The sequence below is a fragment of the Bacteroides sp. K03 genome (assembly GCF_019734355.1).
GTDB lineage: Bacteria > Bacteroidota > Bacteroidia > Bacteroidales > Bacteroidaceae > Bacteroides > Bacteroides nordii.
The window spans coordinates 64,544-81,084 of the sequence record NZ_JAASHC010000003.1 but is presented as its reverse complement, the minus strand read 5'-3'; the positions used below and the strand labels follow the sequence as shown (position 1 = coordinate 81,084).

Here is a 16,541-nt window from a genome sequence, read left to right as displayed (position 1 = left end):
CTAATACCTCAAAAAAGCCATTTTATCGCCTTTTCCATTTTTTGTAGTTGATAGCCGGAAGTCTCTCTAACCGAAAGGTATGCTAACATTATTTACGTATGCTCTTTCATATTTCAGAAAAAAACACGAAATTTGCATCGCTTTTGATTTTTTAGTATCGAACTTACTAACACCTTTAAATAAAAATAAAGAAAATGACTAAAAGTGCATTGCAAATCGCAAGGGCTGCGTATCAGCCCAAACTTCCGAAAGCGCTGAAAGGGGCTGTTAAAGCCGTAGAAGGCGCTGCTACTCAATCGGTAGCCGATCAGGAAGCTATCAAGAAATTATTTCCCAATACGTACGGTATGCCATTGATTAAGTTTGAAGCCGGAGAAGCTGTTAAACTGCCTGCTATGAATGTAGGTGTTATCCTTTCCGGTGGACAGGCTCCGGGCGGACACAACGTAATCTCCGGTCTGTTTGATGGTATCAAAGCTCTCAATGCTGATAGCAAATTGTATGGTTTCATCTTGGGCCCCGGTGGTCTGGTTGACCATAATTATATGGAGCTTACTTCTGATATCATCGACGAGTATCGTAATACAGGAGGTTTTGATATTATTGGTTCCGGCCGTACGAAACTGGAAAAGGAAGAGCAGTTTGACAAAGGGCTTGAAATCCTGAAAGAACTGGGCATCAAAGCACTTGTTATTATTGGTGGTGATGACTCTAATACAAACGCTTGTGTGCTGGCTGAATATTATGCAGCAAAGAACACTGGTGTACAGGTAATCGGTTGTCCGAAGACTATCGATGGTGACCTGAAGAACGAAATGATTGAAACTTCTTTCGGTTTTGATACAGCTTGTAAGGTTTACTCAGAAGTGATTGGTAATATCCAGCGCGACTGCAATTCTGCCCGCAAATACTGGCACTTTATCAAATTGATGGGTCGTTCGGCTTCTCACATTGCACTGGAATGTGCTTTGCAGGTTCAGCCCAACGTATGTATCATTTCTGAAGAAGTAGAAGCGAAAGATATGTCTCTGGACGATGTAGTAACCTACATTGCACAGGTGGTTGCCGACCGTGCTGCACAGGGAAATAACTTCGGTACTGTTCTTATCCCCGAAGGCCTTGTTGAATTTATCCCGGCTATGAAACGCTTGATTGCTGAGCTGAACGACTTCCTGGCTTCTAATGCAGAAGAGTTCTCTCACATTAAGAAATCTCATCAACGTGATTATATTATCAGCAAGCTCTCTCCGGTGAATGCTGCTATCTATGCAAGTCTTCCCGAAGGTGTTGCACGCCAGCTTACTCTGGATCGTGACCCGCACGGAAACGTACAGGTATCGCTGATTGAGACAGAGAAATTGTTGTCGGAAATGGTTGCTACCAAACTGGCTACCTGGAAGGCAGAAGGTAAATATGTAGGAAAGTTTGCTGCACAGCACCACTTCTTCGGTTATGAAGGTCGTTGCGCTGCTCCGTCAAACTACGATGCTGACTACTGCTACTCATTGGGCTATACAGCTTCTATGCTGATTGCTAATGGTAAGACTGGTTATATGTCATCTGTACGCAATACTACTGCTCCTGCCGAAGAATGGATTGCAGGTGGTGTGCCTATCACAATGATGATGAATATGGAACGTCGTCATGGCGAAATGAAACCGGTTATCCAGAAAGCTCTCGTGAAACTGGATGGTGCTCCTTTCAAAACATTTGCCGCTATGCGCGACCAGTGGGCTATGACTACGGATTATGTATATCCGGGTCCTATCCAGTACTTTGGTCCTACTGAAGTCTGTGATCAGCCTACCAAGACTTTGCAGCTTGAACAAGCTAAATAAGAAGTTAGAAACTGATAGTTAGTAGTTGGAATCTATACAGTATTAGCATGCTGTATAGATTCTGGCTGCTAAATTCTAAGTTAGTAACACGATACTGGTATGCTACATAGATTTCAGTTATTAGATTTTAGCTACTAAATTCTAAGTTAGTAGTAAATACTAATACTCTGCATAGGTCCTAACTACTGACTACTGACTTCTAACTACTGATATGACTACTTCCCGCAAACCTATACCTCGCAAAACCTCTACTGCTGCTTCGCGTCGTACCCCTATGGATGCTGTCGCTTCGCGTAGTACCCGTCGTCGTACTCCCTCAAAAACAAAAAAAGCAGCCCGTACTGTAATGCCCTTGTGGCTGCGTAATGTACTTGCTATCTTTATTATTGCTATCTTTTCCGGGGCATTTTATTATTTCTTTATACGTCCTTATGCTTACCGTTGGAAACCTTGTTACGGTCTGAAAGCATATGGTATTTGTGTGCCTTGTTGTTATGATGTACATGGCATTGATATCTCCCATTATCAAGGTGATATAGATTGGCTTGAACTGATGCAGAGCCGTCTGACCGATTATCCTATTGAGTTTGTTTTTATGAAAGCTACCGAAGGCGGAGATCATGGTGATGATACTTTTGCCCGTAATTTCTCGGAAGCGGGAAAGCATGGATTTATTCGCGGAGCTTATCATTTCTTCTCTCCGAAGACTGATCCGCTAAAGCAGGCCGATTTCTTTATTCGTACGGTGAAACTTGCTCCGGGTGATCTTCCTCCGGTGCTGGATGTGGAGGTAACCGGGAAAAAGACAAAGAAGGAATTGCAGCAAAATATTAAGCGCTGGCTCGACAGGGTGGAGGCGCACTATGGTGTGAAACCAATCCTTTATACTTCTTACAAATTTAAAACCCGCTATCTGGATGATTCAATCTTCAATACGTATCCTTACTGGATTGCTCACTATTATGTGGATTCTGTGAAGTATGAAGGTAAATGGCACTTTTGGCAGCATTCCGATGTTGGTACTGTGCCTGGAATTGATGAAGATGTGGACTTGAATGTATTTAACGGTTCGCTGGAAGAGCTGAAGAGGATGACGATAAAATAATGTGCCAATGTGCTAATATGCCAATGTGCCAGTTTATAATGTGTTAATATGCAATTAAATAATGTGCCAATTAGCTTTGTGCAAATACTGCGCAGCTAATTGGCACATTGGCACATTGGCACATTGGCACATTAGCACATTATTAATCTGACAGCTGCCCAACGGTTCTTTTCTTTATAATGAACAAAGCTCAGTCCGTTTCGTTCTGCCTCTTCGCGGATCACGGGGATGTCATCTACATAAAAGCCACTCATATATAGTTCCGAACCCGGATGCATGCAGGCGACATATTGCTTCATATCATTCAGTAGAATATTGCGGTTGATATTGGCAATGACTATATCGAACGGCCCTTTACCCGTCAATGCAGCAGCATCGCCCTGTTCTACGGTGATGTCCGTTACCTGGTTTAGTTCAATGTTTTCAATGGAGTTGCGTACGCACCACTCGTCGATGTCAATAGCCGTGCAGGGAGCAGCACCACGCATGCGGGCAAGGATAGCAAGTATGGAAGTTCCGCATCCCATATCGAGCAGTGATTTACCTTGCAGTTCGCTATCCAATAATTCGCCAATAATAAGGCTGGTGGTTTCATGATGTCCTGTGCCGAATGCCATTTGTGGGTTGATTACAATATCGTATTCCGCTTTGGGCACATCTGTATGGAATGTACTGTGAATCACGCAACGGTCTCCGATTACTATTGGCTGGAAGAAGTTCTTTTCCCATTCCTCGTTCCAGTTCTTATCCTCTGCCTCTACATAGCTGTAAGTGATTTGCGTATCGGGCAAAGGAAAATCAGCAAGCGCATTTTTTATTGTTTCTTCATCGCAAAGGCTTTGCTGGATATAAGCTGATAATCCTCCTTCGCACTCTACAAAACTTTCAAATCCTGCCTCACCCAGGACAGCGGCCAGTACATCGTTGACTGTTTCGGTACAAGGGTTGGTGTTAAAAGTGAATTCAAAGTACTTCATATGTATTCTGTTTTTATTTGCAAAGGTAATTAAAATACCAATTGCCTGGTATAATATCCGAAAAAGCCCGGGCAACTGCACTAAAATTTCCTTATATCCGTATAATAATGAATTTATTTACGATTAGACGATTTACGATGTACGATTGGGATTACTTTGTCTCTAACAGCACTGAAACAGGCTTTTAAAAGAGTAACTTCAATCGTACATCGTAAATCGTCTAATCGTAAATAAATTCATGTCCATACATTATTGGATCATAACTTTTTGGCGAACAGTGTCTGTAACTACGATGTAGATTCCGCTTTCCGGCAGGGTAACCGTACCTGTACCGCTGGCAATGAGGGTTCCGTTAATGGAGTATACCTGCAACAGTGTTTCTGTGCTGTCGGTAGTAATGGAACGTCCCTGGATTCGCAGAACGGACACGGTTGTTTTCTCAATACCTGTCACCTCATGTTTAGAATAGATGTAGAGGGTGACAATACCGTTTTCGTCTTTCTTGTCCAGTAATCCGTCGTTATTGTAGCTATATGCCACTTCTGTTCTCTTCTCTGTATCCTGATACTGTATATAGGCAACAATTCTTTTCTGGTCATCGTAGGTGTATACGTTTCTTTCTATCTCTCTGTCACCAACCTGGAATGTTACGGTGATGTTGTTGCCTTCTTGCTGGAATCCGTTCTTGTCTTGCAGCAACCAGTTACCATTGTCCCAGATATAACTGGCCCGGTAAGAAATCTCCGGACTTTCCATCACCTCTTCCATTTCGATATGATCGTCATAACGTTCCGGGTTGGGCAGTGTGATCTGTATACTGCTTGTTCCTTCTTCCTGTTTATTACCATTGACTATAACTCCATCTTCATAGTACTGGTCTATCGTCTCTTTGATTTGCCCCTTCAGGAGGTGAGAACGGAAATGACTTGGTTCTATACTGAATTCACCGTTGCTGTTTATACGATACTCTGTTTCTGCCACATATTCATTGTCTTTGGTTGCAAACTGGTACTTGTATGTTGATTTATATCCTTGCCAGTTATTGCTATCATCCCGGTAGAGATAAGACCTCAGGGTAGCTCTGCCATATGAATCGTATTCCTCACGATCTTCTTCATGCAACATCCAGGTGTCATTTGCCGGGTATTTTCTATAGAAAGTAGAACGTATGTTTTTGTTTTGGGCATTATATTCATATTCAGATTTCATGTTGTACAACAACGTTCCGTCCTCATAGCGGCAGGTTCCTGTACTTGCAATAAGGTTTCCCTTACTGTCAAACGTTCCTTCTTCTTCGTTGATGACAAAGACATACTGATTGTTGATATACTCTTCGTCAATCTCTTTTGAGTAACCCTTTGTGGCCACCCCTTGTGCATTGCGTTCTATTTTTCCATACTCGGTTTCTACCCATTTACCGTCTTCCCACTCAGAAGAAGAATAAGTAAGTAGCGGACCTTCAAAGTCTTCCTCTTCGCTGTCGGGATCGTAGGCTTCGGTTCCCCAGTATGTATACTCTTCTTTGTATGAGTATTCAAATTTTCCGTTCGTATACTCCTCGGCCACTGTAGAGATGAGACGGTTGTATGTATCATATACATTGGTTTCTTTTTCTCCATAGATGATAGTGCCATCATTGGGGTTGTATGCGTAACGTTCTTCGGACAAGCTGCGTTTGGCTTCATTATTGATAATGGTCAGGATGTCTGTAACATTCCACTCCTTTTTTTCTGCGTTCCATTGGTAGGAGGTTCTTGTGCTTTTTAAACCTTCTTTTACCGTCTCATACTTTGTTCCGCTGCCATATTCATCCCATGCTCCGTTCCAGAATAACATGAATACCTGATCTCCTTCATTATCATATCTGAATTCTCTCCAGTCTCTCAGGATACCTCGTTCGTCGTATAATTTGTAGAGGGTTTCGCGCTTTTCTGCATCGTAACCTTTTTCATAGTCGGCCACCAATGTTTGCTCGGGTCCTCCTATTCTGTAGTATTTGTAGATGGTGTTTCCACCTTCATAGCTGATGGTAATTTTGGATATTTCTCTGCCATCATCTAATATAGTGCGTCCGGTACAGCGTTGTTGGTCGTCATACGTGTATATTCTTTTATAGACATTATCCAGCCGCCATTCATTATTGTACCAATGGTATAGCTTTTCTTCGTCACGTTTGCCGTCGGGCGAATAGGTGTATGTGCGTCTCTCCGATCCTTCGATGACAGCTTCGTCCAGGAGGTTGACGCTTGCCCTTTCGATGGTTTCGCGCATATTTTCCAGTTTATGGCGTGCGATGCTGGTATTCACCTGTGTTTCCACCATTTTCTGATACTCTTTTTGTTTTTCTGTTTCTGCTTGTCTGGTTTGCTTTGTTTTGATAGATGTTTTGTGCTCTATTCCATATTTTTTACTTATTATGGAATGGATTTGTTGTGCCGATGTTGTCACGGAAAACAGTGACAAACCAATTAATAGTAGTTCTTTTTTCATAATCTGTCTTTTAAAAGTTTATTTATGACGAACAAAAGTATATATATTTTTTGAAATTGAAAGCGAAATGAGTTTTTAATTTAAACGGCTGTTCTGCCTTGTAAAGATTACTATGGTAAAAGGAGAACAAACAGGGTGTTTGGAGACTACGCCTTGCCTGCTTGGAGACTACGCCTTGCCTACATGGAGACTACGCCCCGGCTACATGCAACCTTCATGGTTAACTTTTCTTCTCCCGGAAACAATTCCCTACATCCTTCTGTTTTTTATCCATTGAGGTAAAGTATTAAAGGCTTTTATCAGCTTCTTAATCTTTTATAAATAGGGATTTCCCTATTATTGTTTGGGGAAAATCTCCCGAAAAGCAACAATACCTTGCTTATCTTTGTAATGTGAATAAAAGGATTAAAAAAAATAAACCCATAAACCACAGAGATATGAAAAAGATTGTTTTTTTATTGTTGATTGCCTTGTGTCTCCCTATAGGTTTGATGGCACAGAGCTATGACGATGACCTCTACTTCATTCCTTCCAAAGAGAAGGAAGAGCCGGCACCAGAGAAGAAGGAACCGGTGAGGAGACAGGCCACGACGAATATTTATACGTCTCCGGGGACAACTGTTGTTGTTCAGGACCGCAAAGGAAATACCCGAGATGTGGACGAGTATAACCGCCGCTACGATGCACGTGAAAACGACTTCGAGATGGAGGATGACACCTTATATATTAAAGAGAAATCACGCCCGGATCTGGATGGCGAATGGGTGAACGGTGAGTTCAACGGTTCGCAGGACGATTACGAATATGCAGAACGCATCATCCGTTTCCGTAATCCGCGTTTTGCTGTAAGTATCAGTAGCCCGTTCTATTGGGATATTGTTTACGGAAGTAATTCATGGGACTGGAACGTATATACTGACGGCTTGTATGCCTATGCGTTCCCTACGTTCAGCAATCCGATGTGGTGGGATTGGCGCTATAATTCCTACGGTCCCGGTTGGGGTTGGGGGTGGTCACGTCCTTATTACGGTTGGGGCGGATATTATGGCGGCTGGTACGGTGGTTGGTATGGTGGCGGCTATTGGGGTGGTCACTGGGGACATCATCATCATTATCCCGGGTATTATCCGGGTTGGGGTGGCGGAGGTCACTACTGGAGCAATAACAGTTATACCAATCGTCGGTCTTACGGAAACAGCGACCGGTATTCGTCGGGTACTTCCCGTCGTACATATACCTCAGGAGATGCCTCCCGTCGCCCAAGTGCAGGCGGAACGAGCACTTCCCGTCGTACCAATGCTTCGTCTTCAAGCCGGGTTGTAGGTACACGTACCTCTGCCAGCAGTCGTCCGGGAGTAAGTACGGACAGGGGAGAAGCAAGCTCTTCACGTCGTTCTACCTACACACGTCCGAGCAGTACGCGCAGTACTTATAATAGTAGCTCGCGGACTGAGGTAAGCCGTCCTTCCAGCAGCTCTTCCTCCAGACCGAGCAGTAGTAGCAGTAGCCGTCCGAGTTCTACTTACAACAGAGGTAGCTCAACGCAGCCTTCCAGCCGTAGCAGCTATTCAAGCGGAAGTTCACGTTCGTCGTCTACTCCTTCTTCCAGTAGAAGTTATTCTCCCAGTAGCAGCGGTAGTTCGCGCTCCAGTGCAGGTTCATATAGTGGTGGTAGTTCCTCCCGTTCCAGTGGTGGTGGCGGTGGTTCCAGCCGTAGCAGTAGTAGCCGGAGATAACCGTAGTATTAACTTAAAAGGTAAGGATTATGAAAAAGATAATGATTATAGCGGCTGCCGCCCTGCTTGCAGGCAGTGCAAAGGCACAGACAATATACGATGCTGCTAAGTTTACTGGTAAGGATTTAAATGGAACCGCCCGTTTTGTCGGTATGGGTGGCGCAATGAGTGCTTTAGGAGGAGATATATCCACTATCGGAACAAATCCGGCTGGTATCGGAATCTACCGCAGTAACGATGTGATGACTACTTTCAGTTTCTCAGCCTATGGGATGGAGAACACATACAAGGGACTTGACAATGTTTATAATTCAAAATGGGATAAGAACCGTGGAGGATTTGATAATATAGGTTTTGTGTTTTCTTCAAAGATAGGTAATCAGACGCCTCTGCGGTATGTGAATTTCGGATTCAACTATCACAAATCGAAGTCGTTCTATAAGAATATGGGCATGGAGGGGTTGCTGAACACAGCGCCTGGCGATGGAATTGTAACCCAAACCTACCAGATGGCTAATCAGGCGAATGGAGTGAAAGACAGCAAATATTTTGAAGGTCGTGAAGCTTTTCGCGATCAGGATTTGGGCTGGCTTTCCGTATTGGGCTCTCAAGGTCATCTAATAATTGAAGATGGAAAAGACCAATGGGGTGGAAACCTCTACAGACCGATGACTACCGATATCCCCTATGCTAAGTTTCACTCTGAGGAAAGAGGCGGAATTGATCAATATGACTTCAACGTATCGTTCAACGTCAATGACCGTTTCTATTTCGGAATGACAATAGGTGCTTATGACGTAGACTATAAGAAGTACTCTTCTTATGACGAGAACTATGGCGAGACAGGATATTTGCTGGAAAGCTGGAACAAGATTGGCGGTAGTGGATTTGACTTTAAGCTGGGAGCCATTGTACGTCCCATCGAATCCTCTCCTCTGCGTTTCGGTGTGTCTGTGCACTCTCCTACATTCTATAAACTTACGCTGACTACAAGCTCTCGTATGGTTTCCGATGTCTTTTTGGGTGATAAACTGACTCGGACCACCATTGATACCTATGACTTGGTGGGTGATATGAACCGCGAGTATAGTTTCCGTACACCGTGGACTTATAATTTCAGTCTCGGATATACAGTGGGCAGTAGCCTGGCTATCGGTGCGGAGTATGAATATGAAAATTATTCAACAATGCGCTTCAACTACCCCGAAGGTGATGCAATGACTTGGGAAAATGGCCAGACCAGTATGCTGAAAGGAGTTAGTACGGTTCGCGTAGGGGCAGAGTATAAGGTGATTCCGCAATTTGCTTTCCGTTTGGGATACAATTACAGCACTTCTGCCTTTAAGGATAATGCTTTCAAGAACTTACCTATAAACTCAATAAGTACAGATACAGATTTTGCCAATGCCCAGGCGCTTAGCAATTATACCATCGGTATCGGTTATCGTGGCAGCTTGCTTTATGCAGATCTCGCATATAAATACAGTACTTATAAAGAGAAGTTCTATGCCTTTGAAGATATATATCTTAACAAGACGGACGTTACCAACACTCGCAGCCAGGTACTCTTTACCATCGGCATGCGTTTCTAAAAAAGAAGAGTTTCAATTGCAATTATAACTTTTGTGTGTGAAAAAGATCCCCGGAGAAATGCAGTACTCCGGGGATTCTTGTTTTATATAGCGTATACTTCTATGTTGCAACGCTTTATGTTACCATTTAGGAAAGATAATATAACGAGTCCTAAAGTACGTATTTAACAATGCCTTAAAATGTATTTTAACGCTCCCTTAAAATGCATAGTTTACATCTGAACTATGCATTCTTTGTCAGGCATAGTACGTATGATTCTCAGCGAATGTTAATATGGTTAATCAATACTCCACTTTATCTTCCTTCTCCGCCCACTCTTCAAAAGCTTTGATAGCTTCATTGTGGAGCAGTACCTCCGAAGGCAATTTCCGGTCTGCGGGCTTCAACTCCAGTTCGTCATAAATAAATGAGTCATCGAACCCTATATTCTTTGCATCCGTTTTGTTATTGCCATAATACATTTTATCCAGTCGTGCCCAATAGATCGCTCCCAGACACATCGGGCAGGGTTCACACGAAGTATATATTTCGTAACCGCTTAGGTTGAATGTACCAAGCTGGGCAGCAGCAGCACGGATAGCGCTGACTTCCGCATGGGCTGTAGGGTCGCAAGAGGCGGTTACGCGGTTTACTCCGGTAGCAATAATCTCTCCATCTTTGGCAATAACAGCACCAAACGGGCCACCACCATTAGCGACATTTTCTTTTGAAAGCTCAATGGCTTTCCGCATTAATTCTTCCTTAGTCATATCTTTTAAGATTTGGTTTTAAGGCAAAGGTAATCATTCAGACAATTCCCGACAACCAAGTTCTTCTTTTATTTGTTGTTATATCATATTTTATTTAAAAACAATCAGCGTATGAAATTTGATATAGCAATCATTGGCGGAGGTCCCGCCGGATATACCGCTGCCGAGCGTGCAGGGGCCAACGGTCTGAGAACCGTACTGTTTGAGAAAAAAGCAATGGGGGGTGTATGCCTTAATGAAGGATGTATCCCAACCAAAACATTATTGTACTCCGCCAAAGTGCTGGATAATATAAAAGGAGCATCCAAGTATGGTGTTTCCGTCTCCGGGCTTCCCGCGTTTGATATGGAAAAGATTATCAGCCGCAAAGACAAGACAGTGAAGAAGCTGACGGGAGGAGTGACAATGACGGTAACTTCCTACGGAGTAACGATTGTGGAGCATGAAGCCCTCATAGTGGGGGAGAAGGACGGGCGAATACACATTAGCAGTGAGGGCGAATCATATGAGGTGACCTATCTGATGGTTTGTACGGGTTCTGATACGGTGATTCCTCCGATAAAGGGGCTTACGGATGTAGATTACTGGACTTCAAAAGAAGCCCTGGAGTCAACGCAGCTCCCCCGGTCACTCGTCATCATTGGTGGTGGTGTAATCGGTATGGAGTTCGCCTCTTTCTTCAACAGTATGGGAGTGCGGATAGCAGTGATCGAGATGATGCCCGAAATTCTGGGTGCGATGGATAAAGAAACCAGCGCCATGCTCCGGGCAGACTATACGAAACGGGGTGTTAATTTCTATCTGAATACAAAAGTGATTGAAGTAGGTAAGGCAGGAGTTACAGTAGAGAGAGACGGGAAAACAACTGTGCTTGAAGCAGATAAGATATTAGTCAGCGTGGGACGTAAAGCAAATATAGGCCAGGTGGGGCTTGATAAACTGAACATCGAGCTACACCGTAGTGGAGTGAAAGTAAATGAGCACATGCAAACCTCTCACCCGCATGTATATGCTTGTGGTGATATTACAGGCCATTCGATGCTGGCACATACCGCCATCCGTGAGAGTGAGGTGGCTATTAATCACATCTTAGGCGTAGAAGATAAGATGAGCTACGACTACGTTCCCGGAGTAGTTTATACCAATCCCGAACTTGCGGGGGTGGGGAAGACGGAAGAAGAGCTGATTGCCGGAGGGGTGAGTTACCGGGTACAGAAGTTACCAATGGTCTACTCCGGGCGTTTTATTGCCGAGAATGAATTGGGAAATGGGCTTTGCAAACTGATTCTTGATGAAGATGAGCATATCATCGGCTGTCACTTGTTGGGGAATCCGGCTTCGGAACTAATTGTAGTGGCAGGTATTGCCATCGAGCACGGATATACGGTAGAAGAGTTTAAGAAGAGTGTATTTCCTCACCCCACGGTGGGAGAGATTTTCCATGAAACCCTTTTTGCCTGATGTTCTGCATAGACAACCGCTGTACGGATATCTATTTCAATCTGGCAGCAGAAGAATATCTGTTGAAGCAGAAGCGTGAGAACTATTTCATGCTTTGGCAGGCAACTCCTACGGTGGTTATCGGCAAACATCAGCGTGTGGAGGCAGAAGTAGATACGGACTACACGCAGCAGTACGGTGTGAGGATTGCCCGCCGTTTCTCCGGTGGAGGTGCAGTTTATCACGATGCGGGAAATGTCAACCTCACTTTCATAGAGACTGCTACTCAGCCCGACTTCAACTATTATCTGCAACAGACCATTGATTTTCTGGCAACGGTAGGGATTACTGCCAGTGCGGACAGTCGCTTAGGGGTGTATATCGACGGGCAGAAGATATCCGGTAGTGCGCAGTGTATCCACAAAAACAGAGTGATGTATCACTGCACACTCCTCTTTTCTACAAACATCGAGGCATTGAATGCCTCGCTCAATGGCAGGTCGGAGCCGGAAGTACTGGCTCCCGGTTCTCACATAGTGCGCGCCGTGCCGTCAGTAAAAAGTGAAGTGACCAATGTGTGCAGGCATTTGCAACAGCCTCCGGATATGCGACGCTTTCTACGGCTCCTGTTTCATTACTTTTTGAGTGAGAATGGAGAGAATCCTATCTATCGTTTCACCCGTAATGATATAGAAGCTATTGAACGGCTGAAGCGTGAAAAGTATGCTACGGAAGCGTGGATTTGGGGGAATTGACAGGGGACAGTGGACAATTGACAATTGACAGTGGACAATTGACAGTTATTATGCGGTGTGACAACAACTATAAACTATTAATTCGGAACTTTCTATTCTGGAAGGTTGTTTAATCTATATAAGTCAATAATAATAAAAGAATAAGTTATATGCCAAAGTTTGAAATAAAGATGCCCAAATTGGGTGAGAGTGTCACTGAAGGTACCATTATATCCTGGTCGGTACAAGTAGGCGACGTCGTTCAGGAAGACGATGTGTTGTTTGAGGTAAATACTGCCAAAGTGAGTGCCGAAGTTCCGTCTCCGGTAGCCGGTAAGGTGGTAGAGATATTGTTTAAAGAAGGCGATACGGTGCCGGTAGGAACTGTAGTAGCCCTTGTAGATATGGGGGGAGAAGGCGAAGGCGAACAGGAAGAAACCGAAACAGAGCAACCTGCAAGCGGAATACCCACTTCTGACTCTCCACAGGAGAAAGTAGTGAAAGCGGAAGAAGAGCGTTGGTACTCACCCGTTGTGTTACAGCTGGCACGGGAGGCAAAAATTCAGAGGGAAGAACTGGATACCATTCCCGGTACAGGCTATGAGGGGCGGTTGAGTAAGAAAGATATCAAAGATTACATTGCCCGGAAGAAGAGTGGTAGTCCTGCTGCGCCTAAAGTTACTGTTCAGCAAGCAGCCGCTATAGCCAAAGAGGCTCCGGTGAGTACAGCTCCGGCTACTTCGCCTGTATCTGCTGCTACCACTGCTCCGGTTGCACCGGTTGTCTCGTCTGCTCCGGTAGCCGGTTCTACTTCGGATGTGGAAGTGAAGCCTATGGATTTTGTCCGTAAGATTATTGCCGATCATATGGTAATGTCGAAGAAAGTTTCTCCACACGTAACCAATGTAGTCGAAGTTGATGTGACCCAGCTGGTTCATTGGCGTGAGAAGAATAAAGATGCGTTCTTCCGTCGGGAGGGTGTGAAGCTGACTTATATGCCTGTCATAACAGAGGCGGTAGCTAAAGCATTGGTTACTTATCCGCAGGTGAATGTATCTGTTGACGGTTACAATATACTGTTTAAGAAGCACATCAATATCGGGGTTGCCGTATCGCTGAATGACGGTAATCTGATTGTACCTGTCATCCATGATGCCGACCGTCTGAACCTGAACGGACTGGCACTGAGCATAAACTCACTGGCACTTAAAGCCCGCAATAATAAGCTGACTCCTGACGAGATTAGTGGCGGAACATTTACAATCACCAACTACGGTACATTTAAGATGCTTTTTGGTACTCCGGTAATCAATCAGCCGGAGGTCGCTATCCTAGGTGTGGGGAGTATTGAGAAGAAGCCGGTTGTAAAAGAAACTCCCGAAGGAGATGTGATCGCTATCCGGCACAAAATGTACCTGTCTCTCTCTTATGACCACCGGGTAGTAGATGGCTCATTAGGGGGTAACTTCCTCCGTTTTATTGCAGACTATTTAGAGCGTTTCACCTCAGAATAGTGCTCCTGTAGCGCTTCTGGACAGCTTTTTGGGGATGCTGTTATGACACACCTGTGTCACCGGTCATGACACACCTGTGTCACCAGTCATGACACACTGATGTCACCGAGCATGACATCACGATGTCACCAGGCATGACATCACGATGTCACCGGGCATGACATCACGATGTCACAACACCCCCTCCCGAAGCCTCCCTCGAAGTATCCCCTAAATGTCAAATAAAAATACACATCGATAACCCCATTAATATACAATCATCGCCTGCCGCACCTCCCCGTGCGGGAAGCACAAAGAACTATTTATGAAGAAATATGATATTAAGACTACTGACGAAGCCACGCTTCGTAAGTGGTATCATCTGATGACCCTGGGACGTGCCCTTGACGAGAAAACGCCGTCTTATTTATTACAATCTCTGGGTTGGTCTTTCCATGCCCCTTATGCGGGGCATGATGGCATTCAGTTAGCTATCGGGCAGGTTTTCACCAAAGGAGAAGATTTTCTTTTCCCATACTATCGCGATATGCTTACCGCTCTTTCTGCCGGAATGAGTGTAGAGGAACTGATTCTAAACGGCATTTCCAAAGCTACCGACCCCGGTAGTGGCGGTCGTCACATGTCCAATCACTTCGCCAAACCGGAGTGGCACATTGAAAATGTCTCTTCTGCCACCGGTACACACGACTTGCATGCCGCAGGCGTAGCCCGGGCTATGGTTTACTACGGCCACCGGGGTGTTGCGATCACTTCGCATGGTGAATCGGCCTCCTCCGAGGGCTTTGTTTACGAAGCTGTCAATGGGGCCAGTCTTGAGCGCCTGCCTGTTATCTTTGTATGGCAGGACAATGGTTATGGTATCTCTGTTCCGAAAGATGAGCAGACTGCCAACCGTAAAGTTGCCGATAACTTCTCCGGCTTTAAGAATCTGAAAATCATTCATTGTAACGGCAAAGACGTGTTCGACTCTATGAATGCGATGACCGAAGCCCGTGAGTTTGCCATTGCCAATCGCACCCCGGTGATTGTGCATGCCAATTGTGTCCGTATCGGTTCGCATTCCAATTCGGACAAGCATACCCTTTACCGCGATGAGAACGAACTTACCTATGTGAAAGACGCCGATCCGCTGATGAAATTCCGCCGGATGTTGCTCCGTTACAAACGACTGTCGGAAGAGGATTTGCAAAAGATAGAAGCCGAAGCGAAAAAAGAGCTTAGTGCTGCCAATCGCAAAGCACTTGCTGCTCCCGATCCCGATCCGAAGTCGATTTTTGACTTTGTACTGCCGGAACCTTATGAACCGAAGAAGTACCCGGATGGAACTCACAATGAGGTAGAAGGAGAGAAGGCTTTTATGGTGACTGCTATTAATGAAACACTGAAATCTGAGTTCAGGCGCAATCCCGATACCTTTATCTGGGGACAGGATGTGGCAAACAAAGAAAAAGGAGGCGTATTTAATGTCACCAAAGGCATGCAACAGGAGTTTGGCGATGCCCGTGTATTCAGTGCACCGATTGCCGAAGATTATATCGTAGGTACAGCCAATGGTATGTGTCGCTTCGACCCGAAGATACATGTTGTGATAGAGGGTGCTGAGTTTGCCGATTATTTCTGGCCGGCCGTAGAGCAGTACGTAGAGTGTACACACGAGTACTGGCGAAGCAACGGAAAATTTGTTCCCAATATCACCCTGAGATTAGCTTCGGGTGGTTATATCGGTGGCGGACTGTATCACTCCCAAAACATAGAAGGAGCTCTTACCACCCTTCCCGGAGCGCGGATTGTGTGTCCTTCTTTTGCCGATGATGCGGCCGGACTGCTTCGTACAAGTATGCGTTCGCGGGGATTCACTTTGTTTATTGAACCGAAAGCTCTGTACAATTCAGTAGAAGCCTCAGCCATTGTGCCCGAAGATTTTGAGGTACCTTTTGGTAAGGCCCGTATCCGTCGTGAAGGTTCCGATCTGAGTATTATCACTTATGGCAATACTACCCATTTTTGCCTTAACGTAGCCGAACGCCTGGCGAAGGAAAACGGATGGGAAGTGGAAGTGATCGACCTTCGTTCACTGATCCCGTTAGACAAAGAGACTATCTTTGAATCGGTAAAGAAAACCAGCAAGGCATTGGTGGTGCACGAAGATAAAGTCTTTTCGGGCTTTGGTGCCGAGGTAGCTGCTACTCTTGGGACAGAGATGTTCAGGCATCTTGATGCTCCTATTCGTCGCGTAGGTTCCACATTTACACCGGTTGGGTTTCATCCGGCACTGGAACGTGCTATTTTGCCCGATGAAGAAAAGATATATGCAGCAGCAAAAGAGTTATTGGAATATTAAGAAAGATAGATTGATAAATAATCG

11 protein-coding genes are annotated in these 16,541 nt (G+C 44.9%); 8 read left to right on the top strand and 3 right to left on the bottom strand.

Annotated features, from left to right (window positions below; genetic code table 11):
- The first annotated feature begins 194 nt into the window (after positions 1-194).
- Complete coding sequence (locus tag HCG69_RS02995; protein ID WP_221648786.1) at positions 195-1,838, top strand: diphosphate--fructose-6-phosphate 1-phosphotransferase; 1,644 nt, start codon at positions 195-197, stop codon at positions 1,836-1,838.
- Between the two features lie 211 nt (positions 1,839-2,049).
- Positions 2,050-2,943, top strand: coding sequence for a glycoside hydrolase family 25 protein (locus HCG69_RS02990; RefSeq protein ID WP_370634108.1), 894 nt, complete (start codon positions 2,050-2,052; stop codon positions 2,941-2,943).
- Between the two features lie 131 nt (positions 2,944-3,074).
- Here the strand turns inward: HCG69_RS02990 and prmA are convergent, their stop codons facing one another.
- Positions 3,075-3,920 carry a 50S ribosomal protein L11 methyltransferase gene (gene prmA, locus HCG69_RS02985; protein WP_195570483.1) on the bottom strand — a complete coding sequence of 282 codons (846 nt, stop codon included), beginning with the start codon at positions 3,918-3,920 and terminating at the stop codon, positions 3,075-3,077.
- Between the two features lie 249 nt (positions 3,921-4,169).
- A complete protein-coding gene (locus HCG69_RS02980; protein WP_221648785.1) occupies positions 4,170-6,410 on the bottom strand; it encodes a hypothetical protein in 2,241 nt (746 codons plus the stop codon).
- A gap of 437 nt (positions 6,411-6,847) precedes the next feature.
- On the opposite strand from HCG69_RS02980, the gene HCG69_RS02975 reads away from it, so the two are divergent.
- The gene (locus HCG69_RS02975; RefSeq protein WP_221648784.1) at positions 6,848-8,146 is read left to right on the top strand and encodes a hypothetical protein; all 1,299 of its coding nucleotides are present in this window, start codon (positions 6,848-6,850) and stop codon (positions 8,144-8,146) included.
- Positions 8,147-8,175: 29 nt separating this feature from the next.
- Entirely contained in the window at positions 8,176-9,738 is a 1,563-nt protein-coding gene (locus tag HCG69_RS02970; RefSeq protein ID WP_221648783.1) for an OmpP1/FadL family transporter, read from the top strand.
- A 282-nt stretch (positions 9,739-10,020) separates the two neighbouring features.
- Here the strand turns inward: HCG69_RS02970 and HCG69_RS02965 are convergent, their stop codons facing one another.
- The gene (locus HCG69_RS02965) at positions 10,021-10,488 is read right to left on the bottom strand and encodes a nucleoside deaminase (RefSeq protein ID WP_002561697.1); all 468 of its coding nucleotides are present in this window, start codon (positions 10,486-10,488) and stop codon (positions 10,021-10,023) included.
- A gap of 111 nt (positions 10,489-10,599) precedes the next feature.
- Between HCG69_RS02965 and lpdA the strand changes: the two genes are divergently transcribed.
- The 4 genes from lpdA to HCG69_RS02945 all read left to right on the top strand — a co-directional run bounded on the left by lpdA (position 10,600) and on the right by HCG69_RS02945 (position 16,517).
- Positions 10,600-11,949 (top strand): dihydrolipoyl dehydrogenase, encoded by a 1,350-nt coding sequence (gene lpdA, locus HCG69_RS02960; protein WP_221648782.1) that lies wholly within the window; start codon positions 10,600-10,602, stop codon positions 11,947-11,949.
- Positions 11,949-12,683: a lipoate--protein ligase family protein gene (locus tag HCG69_RS02955; protein ID WP_221648781.1), complete on the top strand. Its 735-nt coding sequence runs from the start codon at positions 11,949-11,951 to the stop codon at positions 12,681-12,683. Before lpdA ends, HCG69_RS02955 begins: the two co-directional genes overlap by 1 nt.
- A 149-nt stretch (positions 12,684-12,832) precedes the next feature.
- On the top strand, positions 12,833-14,176 hold the full coding sequence (locus HCG69_RS02950; RefSeq protein ID WP_221648780.1) for a dihydrolipoamide acetyltransferase family protein: 1,344 nt from the start codon (positions 12,833-12,835) through the stop codon (positions 14,174-14,176).
- Positions 14,177-14,480: 304 nt separating this feature from the next.
- Positions 14,481-16,517: a thiamine pyrophosphate-dependent enzyme gene (locus tag HCG69_RS02945; protein WP_221648779.1), complete on the top strand. Its 2,037-nt coding sequence runs from the start codon at positions 14,481-14,483 to the stop codon at positions 16,515-16,517.
- The last annotated feature ends 24 nt before the right edge of the window (positions 16,518-16,541 follow it).